Origin of the sequence: Acinetobacter chinensis, assembly GCF_002165375.2 — a bacterium.
GTDB classification, from domain to species: Bacteria; Pseudomonadota; Gammaproteobacteria; order Pseudomonadales; family Moraxellaceae; genus Acinetobacter; species Acinetobacter chinensis.
The window spans coordinates 2757386-2772547 of record NZ_CP032134.1 but is presented as its reverse complement, the minus strand read 5'-3'; the positions used below and the strand labels follow the sequence as shown (position 1 = coordinate 2772547).

The following is a 15162-nucleotide window of genomic DNA, read 5'->3' as shown; positions in this document are numbered from 1 at the left end:
TTTTTTGATACAGTTACAGGGCAGAACTTAAAGCGTAACGGTTGCGCCCAGTGCTTTGATGAACTGTGCCATCCATGCAGGATGTGCAGGCCATGCAGGGGCAGTCACAAGATGACCATCAGTCACGGCTTCAGTAACCGCAATATCTGCGTACAGACCGCCAGCCAGTTTAACTTCAGCTGCACAGGCAGGATAAGCCGAGCAGGTACGACCTTTCAGAACATCAGCGGCAGCAAGGATCTGAGCACCGTGACAGACCGCAGCAATCGGTTTCTGGGCAGTATCAAACTCACGTACAATTTCAATGATACGTGCATTCATACGTAAATATTCAGGTGCGCGACCACCAGGAATCACAAGACCGACATAGTCCTGCGTATTTACAGCACTGAAATCATAGTTAATGGCAAAGTTATGACCACGTTTTTCACTATAGGTCTGTTCACCTTCAAAATCGTGAATCGCGGTTGCAATGCTGTCACCCGCTTTTTTGTCAGGGCAGACAGTATGAACGGTATAGCCCAGCCCAGTTAAAAACTGAAAAGGCACCATGGTTTCGTAGTCTTCGGCATAGTCGCCGACCAGCATCAGTATTTGTTTGGACATGATTTTTCTCTCAGCGTTGTTATGTATGGAATCACTCTGTTTCACCATAACATAGCCAGATGACAGCTTTAAGCAGAGCCTGACTGTCTTTAGTCGTAAGCGAAAATCATAAATATAAAAGATGGAAGATATTCAGTGTTATCGAGGGATTAGTCTGTATCAAAACAATTTATGTTGAAATACATTGAGCCATACCATCACCACAATAACTGGCTGTATAAACAGAAGTATTCAGTTCAGAATGGCGAAGAATAAAGAGTATCTGTTGCTTTGAAATTTTCAGTAATTCAGAACTGCTGATCAGGCAGATTCTGTTGCTTCATTTCGGGTATTGATAAAAATAAACCCAGACCTGCTGGATTTATTGATGTTCAGATCTGTTTCAGAGCAGGCAGGCTCCTGCCGCTGCTCCGAACACCATCACCCAGAGCGGATGTATCTTTTTAAACAGGCTCATGACAGTCGCTATTCCAATAATGCCTGCCAGTAACCCATTCTGCGCTGATGCATCCGCAATAATCCAGGCACTGGTCAGAACCAGTCCAACCGTAACAGGTTTTAAGGCCTGTTCAAAACGCTCACGCAGAGGATGGTCTTTAAAATGATTCCAGAATTTCAGTGCAAAGACAGCCAGTACAGATGAGGGGCCAAACTTTGCCAGAGAGGTGATCAGCAAGCCTGCAGGTCCTGCCACATGCCAGCCCACCAGGGGCACAATCATCATATTGGGTCCAGGTGCTGCCTGTGCTATTGCAAACATTGCACTGAATTCAGCTGCCGTCAGCCAGTGATGGATTTCAACCACCTGATGCTGCATTTCAGGCAGAATGGCATTACCTCCGCCAAAGGCAAGCAGGGACAGTTGAGTAAAAACAATCGCTAAACTCAGTAAGATCATGCTGTTTTTTCTCCTCGTTTCAGGCTCAGTACAGTCATATTTATGGTGACCAGAAGGATCAGGGTCAGTGCTAAAGGCAGTTTGAACAGCAACATAAAAGTGAGGGTCATACAGATACTGAAAACAGTCAGATAGCTTTTAAAAATAGGTCGGAGCATTTTCAGTGCCATCGCAAACAAGAGTCCTGCTGCCGCTGCTGCCAGCCCCTGGATCATGTGCTGAATCACAGGCACAGACTGGAAATGTGCATATAACTGATACAGCAGAACCACGATGGCTGTAGGTGCAGAAATTAACCCGATCACAGCATTGAAAGCTCCTTTAAGTCCCTGAAATTCATAACCGATAGCCACAGCCATATTTATGATATTTCCACCGGGTAGAATCTGGCAGATCCCGAGCAGATGGGTAAAATCTTCTGTGGACAGCCATTTTTGATCTTCAACAATCATGCGGTGTGCAAGAGGTAATACTCCACCAAAACCCATTAGACCAAGCTTCATAAATCCCGTGAATAATTGTTTATTACTCGGATAAATTTCCTGCTCCAGTGGAATCACTTCAGTGTTCATATGTTGACCTCTTTACTGTATAGGGGCAAGTATGCGCTTGTTGAGTTATGATGAAAAATGCTATTTTTGATGTTATATATACCTAAATAGTATGGTTAATATTCTAGGAAAAAACATGATTGATATTCATAAGCTGAAGGCTTTTGTGGCTGTGGTTGAGGAAAGTAATATTTCCCGTGCTGCTGTACGTCTGAACATGCAGCAGCCCCCGCTGACACGGATCGTAAAAAGTCTGGAAGATGAACTGGGTGCTAAACTGCTGCACCGGTTGCCACGTGGGGTTGAGGTTACTGAAGCAGGAAAGGCACTGTATCAGGAAGCACTGACCATTCTGGCGCATGCGCAAGCGATCCCCAGACGTGTCCAGAATATTTCACAGGGTCTGGAAGGGCAGATCAGTATAGGTTTTACAAACTCTGTCGGTTTGCATTCTTTTTTACCTGCACTGTTGCGAAGTTTTCGTGAAACCTTTTCAGCAGTGTCCATTCATCTGGAAGAAGATGGCAGCAGTTCATTGATTGATTCAGTGATTAATCAAAAAAATGATATCGTATTTTTACGGAAGCCTGCACCTATTGGACTGGGGCTGGCCAGTCTGCATGTACTGGATGAACCGCTGATTGTGGCATTGCCAACGAACCATTCTCTGGCGTTGCAACAGAAGCAGATTCACCTGCTGGACCTGGAACCTTATGATTTTGTGTTGTACCGTCGCCTGGCTGGGCAGGACTTATTTGATAATATTTTAGCGAGCTGTTACCAGGCAGGATTCAGCCCGAAAATCATACAGGAAGCACCACGGCTGACGTCCAGTCTGAATCTGATTGCCGCAGGTATTGGTCTGTCGATTGTCCCTGCATCCATTAAAGACTTCTGGAATAAACAGATTGTGTATAAAGAACTGAAAGCAGATACGCCGTGTATTGCCCCTGTTTATGCCGTATTTAAACAGGACATGGAAAATATGAGGTTGTCACATGTACTCAAACTGCTGACAGAGCAGTCATGATCAGATTTTTGAGGCATGCTTACAGAGTCATAACAGGTGAATGTCTTCACTTTATGATACAAAGAGCCTTAAGATTTATTGGACGTTTAAAGTATGTCACATCCATTTTTTAAACCAGGTCAGCAGACTTTTCGTCATATCCGCACTTTATGTCTGGCTTCTGCACTGATGGGAATCACTCAGTTTGCAGCTGCTGGTCCTGCGGTGGATCAGCTGAGTGAATGCCTGGTAAAATCGACCACAGCGGCAGATAAAACCGCGGTACTGCAATGGACTTTTGTTGCACTGTCAGCCCACCCAGAGCTGAAAAAATTCAGTAACGTGACCGAAGAGCAGAAAACACAGCTGGATAAAAATCTGGCACTGGTTTTACAGCGTATTCTGACAGAGCAGTGTTCTGCGCAGACCAAAGCTGTCATACAGGCAGAAGGTATACAGGCAGTAGGTGACAGTTTTCAGGAGCTGGGCAGTATTACGGGTGAAGAAATTTTAAAAACCCCTGAAGTTAAAGATCAGCTCAAAGGTGTGGTTCGCTATATAGATTTAAATAAACTGGTCACGACTTTTTTAACCCCTGATATCTGGAATAAACTGGGTGTGATTCGTAAATGATCTCACTTTTTTAAAGATGGTGATCATTATCCAGAAGATTAAATAACTATAAAATTCATGGGAATATTAGACCTTAGCAATAATGCGTTCATTAAACTCCCGACTTATAATGTATACAAAATACATTAATTATGTCGAGGGTGATGTGAATTTTAAATTACTGTCAGTACTGGGGCTGTCGAGCGTGTTTTTTCATGGCTGTATGAGTATTGATAAAATTGATACAGCAGCAGTTCAGGGTTTCAGCTCACCACAGGAATTGCTGGCAGCGAAAAAAGTGAACGGAAGAAATGGTAAGGGTGAGGATTATGTGTATTACTGGGGGAGTGGAACGGATGATACGGATGATCCACAGTCCCTCTATCCTCACCGTTATTTAACCCGTTACTGTGAAAGTAAATCAGGAAAATTCGAGCGGTTATATAAGAGTGAGCAGGACTTAACCGGGCGTTCTTATGGTGATTTCTGGCAAAAGCATAAGAATGTGACTCAGGGTATTGGTGGTTTTAAGTGCACACAGGCAAACGGTCAGAAATGGTTTGCTTCGATAGAACCAGTTGGACACCGTTTCATGGATTCACGGCAGTATGATATCCGTTATGTCAAATTATTGACTGAGATAATGCCAGAGCAGGAGCTGAAAAAGAAATATAAAGATGAAGAAAGCTTTAAAGCGATAGTCAGAGATGTCACGGATAATAAAGTGAGTGCTGCTGACATGGAAAAAATGCTTAATTCACCAAATTTACAGCAAGTGAAACTCTATTTTGAAGCCAATAAACAGTATGTAAATGGTGATCATCTGGCTGCATGCAATAAAGTTGAAAAAGCCTATCAGTTTGGTAACTTTTATCCAAAAGGCGGTAGCAATGCTTATACAGAGTCAGCATTTCTGTTTGCACGCTGTTTAGGGACAGTTCCTGCATTTGCCCGCAGATATGATGAACCTTCACGCTTGTCGTATCGTATAGTTAAGGAACTGGCAGAAAAGCATAAATTTAAAGAGGCGCAGGATTTCTTAAGAAAGGCTGGTATTCAGTAAATAACGGATCAGCCATTTCATCCTGGCTTTGGTTTAAAGCAGTGATGCATTGAATGGATAATTACCTGTTAAAGAAGAACCTTTCCTTAACCGTCTCTTGTGCTGAGTTTTAAAGTAATGCTTAAAGTATGCTTGGGAGAGGGGATACAGCGGATCAAACATCACATGAGAAAGTCTTACTTTTTAAAGGTGAGGAGCTTCGCAAGGAGAGGGATTCTTGAAACTCACCTCTCCCTAGCCCTCACTTGCACTTCGTTTTAAAAGCAGTGCTTTAAAACTCGTTCAGGAGAGGGAATCCCCTATTACAAATATTACAAAATATATGATGGTATGTGATACACAATGAAAGCTCCTTCTCCCGTGGGGATGAGCAACACTGTTGTGCAAGGGTGTTAGCAATCAAGCATCACAGTTTCCTGAATTGTCGAAAGCACTTAAATACCATTGTTTGTCGATTTTACTGAAATACAAATGTAAATCATCACCAATACTACGACTTTTACCGACATATTGAAGTTCAACGATTTGTTTTTCAAATGGTTTTAGTTGCTTCAATTCATGTGCAATCTGCTTATCAGTTTGCTCAATGATGGATTGATTGAATTTAGTTAAATCTGAAAATGGCTTTGTTGTTAAGGTCTTATAGTAAAGTCCTGATTTATTCCAGTTTTGACAATCCATTTCAGGTAATTGATTCGTTTTGATTAATTTTTCCTGGGCATTGGGTGTTTCATAGAACCATCGTGTTGATTCTGGCGAATGTTGGTCAGGAAATTTAAATTCTGATTTTTGAAAGATTTTTTGATTAATCGGGACTCCTATCTTATTCCAATAGATCACACCATATTTAGGATGTATATACTTGTAGTAATTGGTTGTCCTGATTTTTGAAGCCTTTCAACACTGATTTGATTGTGCTTTCAAGTAGAGGGTCATTCTGTGCAAAGCTAACAGGAATAAACACTATATTCATTAAGATTGCGAGTATAAGTAGCTTTTTCATTTTTGTAGTTGTTTGTTTTGACAATAGATTTATACATTATTTTAGGGTAGGAAGTGGTTTAATTTTTGTGTGGTTTTTTGAGTTGCTTCTCCTGAAAAGAGAAGAACCTCTCCCTAACCCTCTCCTCAAAGGAGAGGGAACACCGCGTATCAAATTATTTACGTGATACTCCCTCTCCCTATGGGATGAGCAACATTGTTGCGCAAGGGGGTGAGGGTGCTAACCACGCATAAAGTAAGACTTTGAGAGTTGAATCTGTCATAAGTATCTAAATTTTATAAAAAAGTATGTATTTTTAGTATTTATATCATTTTTTTAAATCATTGATTCTGTGATAATGCACGGAATTTAAAAAATATTGAAAATTTATATGCTTCATTTTATTTTGTCATGTGTGTTGTTGCTAAGTATAGTTTTTTGGTGGGCTGAAGTTAAATTTAATTACTTGTATGCAATTTTAGAAACGATGAACAAAAGCTGTGAGTGGATTAAAAAACAAACTCGATTAAACATTGATATTTGCCGAATTTTGCCTTTATTTATTGTTATTGGTTTGGTTGTAGCTCTAAGTTATTTTTTATTAGATAAACTATATTTTCCATATTTTGAGAGTGTATTGGATCTTAAAAGTGATAATATCTCGTTGAAGTCGGATGAGAAGAGCGACACTAGTCTAATAGCAAACTGGGGAACTTTTGGAGATTTTATTGGCGGTACATTAAACCCTATATTAACTTTTATAAGTATTTGTTTGATATTATATACAGTATATCAAAATAAGAAAGCATTAGATTTTAACTCGGAAGAACTTTCTTTAAGTCGTAAAGCACAGCAAGATTCTTCAAAGTCACAAAACTTAATTCAGAAAACTCAAAATTTACAACAATTTGATAGTCTATTTTTTAGCTTATTAAACCAATTTAAGCATCAGCAAGATAAATTGCTTGAGTTAAATGAAAATGATAAAAGCAAAGTAGATATAGTTTATAGAGATGTTTTTGTAAACGATTATGAGATAGAGTTGGAAGATAAAAGATACAAACTTATGCAAAAGCAAGAGTTCAATCAATATTTCATTTGCTTATTTCAATTATTCAAGTTAATTAATACAAAAATTAATAGATCACCAAATGAGACTGATGAAATAAAAGAATGGGGAGATTACACTTTAGAGAAACAATATATAAATATTCTAAGATCTATAATTCCACCTAAACTCCAACAGCTTCTTTTTTTGAATACTTATACAGAGTTTGATGAATATAGGTGGTATTTATCTTATTATTCTTTTTTAAAACACATGCCATTTAAAAATTTAGAGCGTGGTGATGAATTGTGTATTGATTTATTGGTAATTTCAAAATTTTACGAATTAGATGGTTTTTTGCTTAATAAGGAATTTCAAATTTTTGGAAAATCCATCTATTTTAATAATCTTTTAAATAAAAGTTGGGCAGAGTAAAACTTGAAGTGCGACATAAACCACCTAATTAATTTAAAGGGTTTATGGAGTATATAAAATTGTCATACCATCATCTTAACTTTGAAGATCGTACTGCATTAATGCTTGAGTCAAGAAAAGAAGGCTTTTCAGCCAGAAAATTTGCTGAACTCATTAAAAGACATCCTAGTACGATCTATCGTGAGCTTAAAAGAAATAGCATCAATGACGTTTATCAAGCTCAATATGCTTCTGATAACACCTTCGCTAGACGTAGACGTGGTCACAGAAAACTCAAAATCGATTCAATCCTCTGGAAATTTATTGTTGAAGCGATCCGTTGTTTATGGTCTCCTCAGCAAATAGCAAAACGTTTAAAGACATTTCCTGATTTGGATCAAACAATGAATGTAAGCCATACAACGATTTATTCAACGATACGAGCATTACCAAAGGGTGAGTTGAAAAAAGACTTATTATCCTGTCTGCGTCATGAAAATAAAAAGCGAAAAGCTAACGGTGAACCTAAAAAAGATTCTATATTACAGGATATTAAAACTATTCATGAGCGCCCAGCCGAAGTTCAAGAAAGAAAAATACCGGGTCATTGGGAAGCTGATTTAATTAAAGGTAAAGACAATAAAAGTTCGATAGCAACACTTATTGAACGAAATACACGGCTCTGTATCTTGGCAACATTACCTGATGCAAAGGCAGAATCAGTGCGCAAGGCTTTAACTGAAGCTCTGAAATATTTACCTGCAGAACTGCGTAAAACGTTGACCTATGACCGTGGACGCGAGATGGCAGAACATAAAATACTTGAAGAAGATTTAGGCATAGATGTATATTTCTGTGACCCACATTCACCCTGGCAAAAAGGCACATGCGAAAATATGAATGGTTTAATTAGGCAATATTTACCTAAAGGGATTGATTTAAATCAGGCAGATCAGCATTATTTAAATCAAGTTGCCATGTCACTGAATACTCGTCCTAGAAAAGCGTTAGATTGGCTTACACCATTAGAGAAATTTGCTCAGCTTGTTGATTATCATAAGACTTTTCAAACTGTCGCACCTCATGTTTGAATTCGCCTTGTTATTCAGAATTTCTTGAATCAAATGAGTTGTTTTTTGGTTCGTGGGAGTTTGTTGAAAATAAATTTTTAAACTTTAATGAAATTGTTTGTTATTTTAAGCCTGATGTTGAATCTGAATTGAATGAGGAGGAATTCTATGAAGTAATATTAATTAAAAAAAATGAAAATGATTTAACTGTGAGTTTTGGGATATTTAATCAAAAAGATCAAGCTATTGTAGGTGAATTAAGGAATAGGAGAAAAATAAAATTTAACTATATTCGTTTTTCTAATATTGGTTTTAATTGTTATGTTGATGCTGATCTGACCTTATATTTCTCTGGAATTGAACATATTTTTATTACAAGGGAAAAAAATAAAGTATTTGAACAGGCAGAAGATATCGACTGGAAATAAGAAGACCCGCTTTAAAGCGGGTCTTCTTTTAAAGAAAGATCAGCTTAACCAATCAACTTCTTCATCAGTTCATTTACTTGTGCAGGGTTAGCTTTACCTTTCGCTGCTTTCATCACTTGACCAACAAGACCGTTAAAGGCTTTTTCTTTACCAGATTTATACTCTTCAACCATTTTCTCATTGGCAGCAAGTACGTCTTTAATAATCGCTTCAATTGCGCCTGTATCAGTTTCCTGTTTTAAGCCTTTTTCCGCAATAATTTCATCCGCAGATTTGCCTTCGTCCCACATAAAGCCGAATACTTGCTTCGCGATCTTACCGTTAATTGTGTTGTCCACAATACGTGCGATCATGCTACCAAGTTTTTCCGCAGATACAGGAGAATCAGTCAGTTCCAGGCTTGCTTTGTTTAAGGCACCAGAGAATTCACCCATCACCCAGTTTGCAGAAACTTTACCCTGAGCAGCACCGCCAGCAGCTTTCACCACATCTTCGTAAAACTCAGACATTTCACGGGTTAAAGTCAGAACGTGAGCATCGTACTCAGTTACGCCAAAGTCAGCGACAAAACGGGCACGACGTGCAGCTGGAAGCTCAGGTAAAGCAGCACGAGCGGCTTCAATCTGAGTATCAGAAATGATCACAGGTAACAGGTCTGGGTCTGGGAAGTAGCGGTAATCGTTTGCTTCTTCTTTTGAACGCATTGAACGTGTTTCCATTTTCACAGGATCAAACAGACGTGTTTCCTGATCAATGGTGCCATCCCATTCCAGAATTTCCATCTGACGTTCAATTTCAACATTGATCGCCTGTTCAATGAAACGGAATGAGTTGAGGTTTTTCAGTTCACAGCGTGTACCGAAAGGCTGACCCGGACGGCGTAAAGACACGTTACAGTCCGCACGGAATGAACCTTCTGCCATGTTACCGTCAGAAATACCTAACCAGCGTACAAGCGTGTGAATCGCTTTGATGTAGGCAACAGCTTCTTCAACTGAACGCATATCGGGTTCAGATACGATTTCAAGCAGCGGCGTACCTGCACGGTTTAAGTCAATACCAGACTGACCTTCAAACTGGTCATGGATTGATTTACCTGCATCTTCCTCAAGGTGAGCACGGGTTACGCCAATGCGTTTTACAGTGCCATCTTCAAGCTGGATGTCGATATGACCTAAGCCAACGATTGGATTGTCCATCTGGCTGATCTGGTAGCCTTTTGGAGAGTCAGGGTAGAAATAGTTTTTACGTGCAAATACAGATGCCTGGTCGATGTACGCATCAATTCCCAGACCAAAGCGGATTGCAAGATCAACCACTTCTTTGTTCAGTACAGGAAGTACGCCCGGCATTGCCAAATCAACAAGGCTGGCTTGTGTATTCGGGTCCTGACCAAATGTGGTGGAAGAACCTGAGAAGATTTTAGAATTGGTTGCAAGTTGCGTATGGATTTCGATACCAATAACGACTTCCCAGCCATCAATCAATAATGATTTAGCGGATTGTTTTTGAGCCTGAGCCATTATGCATTCTCCTCAGCAATTGCCGCACGTTTGGTATGCCAGTCGGTTGCTTGCTGATACTGATGTACAACGGACAGCAGTTGAGATTCTGACCAGTAGTTACCAATCAGCTGTAAGCCAACAGGTAGATTATCTACATCAAAACCAACAGGAGCATTGATTGCAGGCAGACCTGCCAGGTTCACAGCCAGTGTGTAAATGTCGCCTAAGTACATTTCAGTCGGGCTGAGGTTTGCACCGATTTTGTAGGCAGTGGTTGGTGCAGAGGGTGCAGCAATCACATCGACATTTTCAAAGGCTTTCAGGAAGTCCAGCTGGATCAGACGGCGTACTTTCTGTGCTTTGACATAGTAAGCATCGTAATAACCCGCAGAAAGGGCATAAGTACCAATCAGGATACGACGCTGTACTTCTGCACCAAAACCTTCTGAACGTGAACGTTTATAAAGATCTAAAATGTCAGTTGGGTTTTCAGCACGATAACCGTAACGCACACCATCGTAACGCTGTAAGTTTGAAGAAGCTTCAGCAGGTGCGATCAGATAATAAGTCGGTACATAAGCATCCGTCATGTTGAGATCAATCTCAACCAGTGTTGCGCCCATGTCTTCGAGTTTTTTCAGTGATTCTTCAACACGTGCTTTAACGTCAGCATCCAGACCCTGAACATTGAAGTACTGTTTAGGAATACCGATACGTAAACCTTTAACAGCTGTAGTGTTCAGGTTTGCCACGTAGTCATCAGCTTCTTTCTGTACAGAAGTTGAATCTTTGGCATCATGACCTGCCATGACATTCATGAGATAAGCACAGTCTTCAGCAGAGCGGGCCATCGGACCACCCTGATCCAGTGATGATGCATAGGCAATCATACCGAAACGGGAAACACGTCCATAGGTTGGTTTAAGACCGGTCAGACCACAGAATGATGCAGGCTGACGGATTGAACCACCCGTGTCTGTACCTGTGGCAAAAGGAGCAAGGTCAGCAGCAACAGCGGCAGCAGAACCACCTGAAGAACCACCAGGAACACGATCCAGCGCCCATGGGTTTCTGGTTGCACCAAAATAAGATGACTCAGAAGTGGAACCCATGGCAAATTCATCCATGTTCACTTTACCCAGCGTCACAAGTCCGGCAGCTTTACCTTTTGCGACCACAGTTGCATCGTAAGGAGAGATAAAGTTATCCAGTATTTTTGAACCGGCTGTGGTTTTAATGCCGTTTGTACAGAAAATGTCCTTGTGTGCAACTGGGATACCTGTCAGTGCGCCTGCGCCACCTGATTTAAGCAGTGCATCAGCGGCATTTGCCTGAGCAATAGCCTGCTCTTCAGCAACCGTAATAAAGGACTGAACCTGTGCATCGATTTTTCCAATGCGTTTTAAATAATGTTCAGTCAGTTCACGGGATGAAAATTCTGCATTCGTCAGACCCTGAGAGAGTTCACGAATGGATAAGCGGTGTAAATCTGTCATAAGAAATAATTCTTTACGTTTGATTTGTGTAAATGATGAAACTGAATAAAAAATTATTCAATTACGCGAGGAACAAGGTACAGACCATCCTGTACAGCAGGTGCAACTGCTTGATATTCATCACGATGATTCTCTTCAGTGACAACGTCTTCACGTAAGGGCTGAGGATTGTCAAAAGGACTTTTCAGTGGTTCAACACCATCGGTATCGATGCCCTTTAGGGTTTCCATCATGCCTAAAATTTTATTTAGACTTTGAGCATATTCAGCAGATTGCGTATCATTGAGCGACAATCGGGCAAGATTGGCGATTGCTGAAACTGTTTGTGCATTTAAATCTGCAGAATGCTGTGCATCCGATGTAGACATAACATCACCTGATCAGTATTAAAAAATTTCTGGATATCGTGCGTTATAATAAGCGATTGACTTGTTCAAATCATCACATTTAGTTAAAGTTGCCACCTTGCGTCCACATAAAGTTTAATCGAGAACGTCTCCGTGATTCTAAAACGACTAATAGGCTTGTTTTCACCAGATCTAGCCATTGATTTAGGTACAGCTAATACACTTATTTATGCGCCAGGACGAGGCATTATATTAAATGAACCGACGGTTGTGGCAATTCGTCACAGTGGTTCACAAAAAATCGTTGCCGCGGTTGGTCTTGATGCAAAACAAATGCTGGGTCGTACACCTGCAAATATTTCTGCAATCCGCCCAATGAAAGATGGTGTGATTGCCGATTTTGAAGTGACTGAAACCATGCTTCATCAGTTCATCACCAAAGTTCATGAAAAGCGTCTGTTTCCACCAGCACCACGTGTCGTGGTTTGTGTTCCATGTAAATCCACGCTTGTGGAGCGCCGTGCAATCCGTGAAGCGGTGTTCAATGCAGGCGCACGTGATGTACGTCTGATTGAAGAACCAATGGCAGCTGCAATTGGTGCAGGTATGCCAGTTGAACAGGCTTGTGGTTCGATGGTGGTGGATGTAGGTGGCGGTACGACTGAAATTGCCATTATTTCCCTGCAGGGTTGTGTATATGCAGATTCACTGCGTATCGGTGGCGATGTGTTTGACGAACATATTATCAACTACGTGCGTAAGGCACATGGTTGTGTGATCGGTGAAACCACAGCAGAAATCATCAAGAAAGAAGTCGGTATGGCTTTACCTGATGAAGGCGTAAAACCACTTGAAATTGAAGTGCGTGGCCGTAACCTTGCTGAAGGTGTACCGCGTGCAATTACTGTAACGTCGGATGAGATTAGCCAGGCAATTTCAGATCCATTACAAAGCATTGTTTCTGCAGTTAAATCTGCGCTTGAGCAGACCCCACCTGAACTGTCTTCTGACATTGCAGAACGTGGTATTGTCCTGACTGGCGGTGGTGCGCTGCTGCGTAACCTGGATAAACTGCTGGCAAAAGAAACAGGCTTGCCTGTTGTGGTTGCTGAAGAGCCTCTGACCTGTGTCACCCGTGGTGGTGGTAAGGTATTGGAATTCTTTGACAATCCAAACCATGACATGTTGTTTGTAGGTTAAATAAAGGACAGGGCGGGTGCAAACAAATCTGTTTTCAAGACAGCCGCCATCTTTTCGTTCATTTATTATTGCAGTGATCACCTGTCTGGCCGTGTTGTTTTTTAACTGGCGTATGCCACATGTGATTCAACCTGCCAGAGATGTACTGTACGCGGCATATAATCCAATATATGCCCTGGCCAGTTATCCAGTTTTGTCGAGAGAATGGCTTAACCAGCAGACCAAGTCTGAAGATCAGTTGCGTCGTGAAAATACCGCGATGAATGCTGAATTGCTTCAGGCTCAGGTGCGTCTGCAGAAGCTGTCTGAACTTTCTGCTGAAAATACCCGCTTAAGAGGCTTGCTTGATACGCCATTGATTATTGATGGTCGTATGGAAATTGCTGAAGTGATCGGGACGGATGCAGATCCTTTACGGCATATTATTGTCATTAACCGGGGTTCCAGCAGTAGTCTGAAAGCTGGACAGACTGTTCTGGATGATAAAGGGATCATGGGACAGATTATTGCTGTCTATCCTCACAGTAGCCGGATTATGCTGTTGTCTGATAAAGAGCACTCACTGTCTGTTCGCCTGGAACGTACAGGGATGCGGGCAATTGTCTCTGGAACGGGTGATCTTGGACATCTGAAAATGGAATATGTACCGACCAGTGCCAATATCAAAGTAGGTGAAAAAGTCTACAGTTCAGGACTGGGCGAGCATTTTCCTGCAGGTTACCTGGTCGGTACAGTTTCAGCAGTCAATCGACACAACTCTGGTGAATTTGCCAAAATAGATGTTGTTCCTGCTGCACAGCTGGCGGGTGGGCATCATGTTGTGGTGCTGTTCTCAGACTCACTGGCGATGGAGCAACCTCATGCTGATCGCTAAAATCCGCTCTCATCAGAAACGTGATCCTTTAATCGCAATCGTTGTATCGGTTCTGATTGCTTCCATCCTCATGGTTTATCCACTGTCCTATGCGGTATCGGGCTGGCGTCCATCATTCATGTTAATGATTATGCTGTTCTGGGTACTGTGTCAGCCGACATGGTGCGGTGTGTGGTTTGCATTTGGAGTCGGACTTTTTACCGATCTGCTGTTTGATGCTCCGCTGGGCATGAACGCACTGAGTTTTGTGATTATTACCTTCGTTTCACGCTTTCTGACCCGTGAACGTCGAATCTTGACCTTTTCAAACTTATGGATTATTACGACGCTTGCATTAATTGCACATCTGATGCTTGTGTGGATGATGCAGACCATGGGCGGAATACAGGTATCCATTACCCGTTACTGGCAACCGATGTTGACCAGTGCCATGGTATGGCCTGTGATTTATTTCCTGTTAAGAAGATGGCGCGTTTAATTCTAGCTTCGGGGTCACCCCGACGTAAAGCTTTACTGGAACAGCTCGGGCTGGACTTTGATGTGTTCAGCCCCGATATTGATGAAACAGCTGGAATCAATGAACCTGTTGCAGAATATGTTGAACGTTTAGCCTGTGAAAAAGCACAGGCTGTATTGGATCGGTTTCCTGATGCCATTGTGATTGCGGCAGATACCAGTCTTGGACTGGATGGGCAGATTCTGGGTAAGCCTGAATCCAGAGAACATGCATTAAACATGTGGACAGCTCTCTCAGGTCGGTGGCATGATGTTTATACAGGCGTATGTGTTCGTACATTAAAAGAAAATTACAGTATAGTGGTACGGACGCAGGTCGAGTTTCAGTCTTTAAGTTCAGCAGATATGGAAAACTACTGGGCGACCGGCGAACCGCAGGGTAAAGCAGGAGGATATGCCATACAGGGTATCGCTGCCCGTTTTATCCCGCGTATAGACGGCAGTTACAGCAATGTGGTTGGCTTGCCTTTGCATGAAACGGTACAGTTATTACAGACAGTTAAGGTACTAAATTAACTGCTGAAAAGAATTTTTATAATGTTT

Annotated in this window: 17 protein-coding genes; 10 read left to right on the top strand and 7 right to left on the bottom strand. The window is 41.5% G+C overall.

Features of this window, described 5'->3' with window-relative positions; all coding sequences use genetic code 11:
* Positions 1-27: 27 nt before the first annotated feature.
* From CDG60_RS14090 to CDG60_RS14080, 3 genes are all read right to left on the bottom strand, one after another.
* Positions 28-606, bottom strand: coding sequence for a DJ-1/PfpI family protein (locus tag CDG60_RS14090; protein ID WP_087514119.1), 579 nt, complete (start codon positions 604-606; stop codon positions 28-30).
* 382 nt (positions 607-988) lie between these two features.
* Positions 989-1504 carry a chromate transporter gene (locus CDG60_RS14085; RefSeq protein ID WP_087514109.1) on the bottom strand — a complete coding sequence of 172 codons (516 nt, stop codon included), beginning with the start codon at positions 1502-1504 and terminating at the stop codon, positions 989-991.
* The gene (locus CDG60_RS14080) at positions 1501-2076 is read right to left on the bottom strand and encodes a chromate transporter (RefSeq protein ID WP_087514110.1); all 576 of its coding nucleotides are present in this window, start codon (positions 2074-2076) and stop codon (positions 1501-1503) included. Before CDG60_RS14080 ends, CDG60_RS14085 begins: the two co-directional genes overlap by 4 nt.
* Positions 2077-2191: 115 nt before the next feature.
* On the opposite strand from CDG60_RS14080, the gene CDG60_RS14075 reads away from it, so the two are divergent.
* The 3 genes from CDG60_RS14075 (at position 2192) to CDG60_RS14065 (ending at position 4739) form a co-directional block, all read left to right on the top strand.
* The gene (locus tag CDG60_RS14075; protein ID WP_087514111.1) at positions 2192-3085 is read left to right on the top strand and encodes a LysR family transcriptional regulator; all 894 of its coding nucleotides are present in this window, start codon (positions 2192-2194) and stop codon (positions 3083-3085) included.
* Between the two features lie 168 nt (positions 3086-3253).
* The gene (locus CDG60_RS14070; RefSeq protein WP_406565317.1) at positions 3254-3697 is read left to right on the top strand and encodes a hypothetical protein; all 444 of its coding nucleotides are present in this window, start codon (positions 3254-3256) and stop codon (positions 3695-3697) included.
* 145 nt (positions 3698-3842) lie between these two features.
* Positions 3843-4739 carry a hypothetical protein gene (locus CDG60_RS14065; RefSeq protein WP_160117067.1) on the top strand — a complete coding sequence of 299 codons (897 nt, stop codon included), beginning with the start codon at positions 3843-3845 and terminating at the stop codon, positions 4737-4739.
* Between the two features lie 399 nt (positions 4740-5138).
* Here CDG60_RS14065 and CDG60_RS14060 read toward each other — a convergent pair whose 3' ends face one another.
* Positions 5139-5579, bottom strand: a complete 441-nt coding sequence (locus CDG60_RS14060) for a hypothetical protein (protein WP_087514114.1) — start codon at positions 5577-5579, stop codon at positions 5139-5141.
* A gap of 533 nt (positions 5580-6112) precedes the next feature.
* Here CDG60_RS14060 and CDG60_RS14055 point away from each other — a divergent pair.
* Genes CDG60_RS14055 through CDG60_RS14045 form a run of 3 tightly spaced genes read left to right on the top strand, consistent with a single transcriptional unit; the run spans position 6113 to position 8681 of the window.
* Positions 6113-7204 (top strand): putative phage abortive infection protein, encoded by a 1092-nt coding sequence (locus tag CDG60_RS14055; protein ID WP_087514115.1) that lies wholly within the window; start codon positions 6113-6115, stop codon positions 7202-7204.
* Between the two features lie 44 nt (positions 7205-7248).
* Complete coding sequence (locus CDG60_RS14050) at positions 7249-8274, top strand: IS30-like element ISAba125 family transposase (protein ID WP_005100823.1); 1026 nt, start codon at positions 7249-7251, stop codon at positions 8272-8274.
* Positions 8271-8681, top strand: coding sequence for a hypothetical protein (locus CDG60_RS14045; protein ID WP_160117065.1), 411 nt, complete (start codon positions 8271-8273; stop codon positions 8679-8681). The genes CDG60_RS14050 and CDG60_RS14045 overlap by 4 nt, the downstream gene beginning before the upstream one ends.
* 44 nt (positions 8682-8725) lie before the next feature.
* Here the strand turns inward: CDG60_RS14045 and gatB are convergent, their stop codons facing one another.
* From gatB to gatC, 3 genes are read right to left on the bottom strand one after another with little or no spacing between them, the layout of a single operon-like run.
* Positions 8726-10204 (bottom strand): Asp-tRNA(Asn)/Glu-tRNA(Gln) amidotransferase subunit GatB, encoded by a 1479-nt coding sequence (gatB, locus tag CDG60_RS14040; RefSeq protein ID WP_087514301.1) that lies wholly within the window; start codon positions 10202-10204, stop codon positions 8726-8728.
* Positions 10204-11682, bottom strand: coding sequence for an Asp-tRNA(Asn)/Glu-tRNA(Gln) amidotransferase subunit GatA (gene gatA, locus CDG60_RS14035; protein WP_087514302.1), 1479 nt, complete (start codon positions 11680-11682; stop codon positions 10204-10206). The genes gatB and gatA overlap by 1 nt, the downstream gene beginning before the upstream one ends.
* Before the next feature lie 53 nt (positions 11683-11735).
* Complete coding sequence (gene gatC / locus CDG60_RS14030; RefSeq protein WP_087514303.1) at positions 11736-12050, bottom strand: Asp-tRNA(Asn)/Glu-tRNA(Gln) amidotransferase subunit GatC; 315 nt, start codon at positions 12048-12050, stop codon at positions 11736-11738.
* A gap of 132 nt (positions 12051-12182) precedes the next feature.
* Between gatC and CDG60_RS14025 the strand changes: the two genes are divergently transcribed.
* Genes CDG60_RS14025 through CDG60_RS14010 form a run of 4 tightly spaced genes read left to right on the top strand, consistent with a single transcriptional unit; the run spans position 12183 to position 15135 of the window.
* The gene (locus CDG60_RS14025; protein WP_087514304.1) at positions 12183-13229 is read left to right on the top strand and encodes a rod shape-determining protein; all 1047 of its coding nucleotides are present in this window, start codon (positions 12183-12185) and stop codon (positions 13227-13229) included.
* Positions 13230-13245: 16 nt separating this feature from the next.
* Positions 13246-14103 carry a rod shape-determining protein MreC gene (gene mreC / locus CDG60_RS14020; protein WP_087514305.1) on the top strand — a complete coding sequence of 286 codons (858 nt, stop codon included), beginning with the start codon at positions 13246-13248 and terminating at the stop codon, positions 14101-14103.
* A complete protein-coding gene (mreD, locus tag CDG60_RS14015) occupies positions 14090-14581 on the top strand; it encodes a rod shape-determining protein MreD (protein ID WP_087514306.1) in 492 nt (163 codons plus the stop codon). The genes mreC and mreD overlap by 14 nt, the downstream gene beginning before the upstream one ends.
* On the top strand, positions 14569-15135 hold the full coding sequence (locus tag CDG60_RS14010) for a Maf family nucleotide pyrophosphatase (protein WP_087514307.1): 567 nt from the start codon (positions 14569-14571) through the stop codon (positions 15133-15135). The genes mreD and CDG60_RS14010 overlap by 13 nt, the downstream gene beginning before the upstream one ends.
* The last annotated feature ends 27 nt before the right edge of the window (positions 15136-15162 follow it).

Coding starts and splice junctions, on each gene's coding strand:
- CDG60_RS14075 (WP_087514111.1), top strand. CDS start 2,192: ATGATTGATATTCATAAGCTGAAGGCTTTTGTGGCTGTGGTTGAGGAA.
- gatA (WP_087514302.1), bottom strand. CDS start 11,682: ATGACAGATTTACACCGCTTATCCATTCGTGAACTCTCTCAGGGTCTG.
- CDG60_RS14080 (WP_087514110.1), bottom strand. CDS start 2,076: ATGAACACTGAAGTGATTCCACTGGAGCAGGAAATTTATCCGAGTAAT.
- gatC (WP_087514303.1), bottom strand. CDS start 12,050: ATGTCTACATCGGATGCACAGCATTCTGCAGATTTAAATGCACAAACA.
- CDG60_RS14050 (WP_005100823.1), top strand. CDS start 7,249: ATGGAGTATATAAAATTGTCATACCATCATCTTAACTTTGAAGATCGT.
- mreD (WP_087514306.1), top strand. CDS start 14,090: ATGCTGATCGCTAAAATCCGCTCTCATCAGAAACGTGATCCTTTAATC.
- CDG60_RS14070 (WP_406565317.1), top strand. CDS start 3,254: ATGGGAATCACTCAGTTTGCAGCTGCTGGTCCTGCGGTGGATCAGCTG.
- CDG60_RS14085 (WP_087514109.1), bottom strand. CDS start 1,504: ATGATCTTACTGAGTTTAGCGATTGTTTTTACTCAACTGTCCCTGCTT.
- CDG60_RS14090 (WP_087514119.1), bottom strand. CDS start 606: ATGTCCAAACAAATACTGATGCTGGTCGGCGACTATGCCGAAGACTAC.
- CDG60_RS14055 (WP_087514115.1), top strand. CDS start 6,113: ATGCTTCATTTTATTTTGTCATGTGTGTTGTTGCTAAGTATAGTTTTT.
- gatB (WP_087514301.1), bottom strand. CDS start 10,204: ATGGCTCAGGCTCAAAAACAATCCGCTAAATCATTATTGATTGATGGC.
- CDG60_RS14010 (WP_087514307.1), top strand. CDS start 14,569: ATGGCGCGTTTAATTCTAGCTTCGGGGTCACCCCGACGTAAAGCTTTA.